The sequence below is a fragment of the Streptomyces flavofungini genome, from assembly GCF_041028215.1.
Lineage (GTDB): Bacteria > Actinomycetota > Actinomycetes > Streptomycetales > Streptomycetaceae > Streptomyces > Streptomyces flavofungini_B.
Genome location: NZ_JASKYR010001403.1, coordinates 1 through 819 on the forward strand (window position 1 = coordinate 1; position 819 = coordinate 819).

General features: G+C 76.4%; 1 pseudogene. It reads left to right on the top strand.

Annotated elements, in window-relative coordinates:
- Positions 1–819 (top strand): annotated as a pseudogene (locus AB8Z36_RS41320) (ATP/GTP-binding protein); the annotation flags it as partial.

An 819-nucleotide genomic window follows, 5' to 3' on the forward strand; every position in this document is an offset into this window, starting at 1 on the left:
GGCCACGACAAGGCCGCCGACCTGCTCTCCGCCGAACTGCTCAGCGGACGCATGAACGACGTCGACTGCGCCCGGGTGAGCCACGCCTGGCAACAGGCCGCCGCGGACCCGGCGGGCCTCGCGGGCTTCGTCGACACCGTCGCCCGCAACGGCGCCGCCGCCTGGACACACCCCTCGGGCGAGCGCGACCTGCCCGTCCGCACCGCCACCCACGATCTGCTCGTCGGCCAGGTCAGGATCGGCCGCTTCGCACCGGACGAGCGCAACCCGTACGCGGTGCGCGGCGCCCACGCCGCCCTCGAACCCGATGTGCTCGGCACCTCGCTGCTCGCCGTGGGCCCGCCCGGCGCGGGCAAGACCGGCAGGCTCATGCGGCCCGTCGCCGAGTCCCTCGCCCTCGGGGCGCTCACCGGCCGGTGCGCGGTCGTCGTCCTCTGCGCGGCCGGCACCGACCTGGGCGCGGACGACTCCTACGACGTCGTGATCAAGCCGGGCGACCCGGCGTCCGTGCATGACATCGACCTCTACGCGGACTGCGCCGACGCCGACGAGGCCGCCGCCTTCCTCGCCGAGGGCCTGGTCGGCGACCTGGACACCGTCGGCACGCAGCGCGCGGCCACCGCCCTCGCCCAGCTCCTCGGGCCCTACCGCGCCCTGCACGGCCGCTTCCCCTCCGTCCCCGTCCTGCGCGAGCTGCTCGAAGGCGACCCGGCCGGGCTCACCGCCCTCCAGACGGGCCTGACCGCGGGCGGGCACGCCGCGATGCGCCGCGAACTGGACGCCCGCGTCCGCCAGTCCCATACCCCCAACGACCCCGGC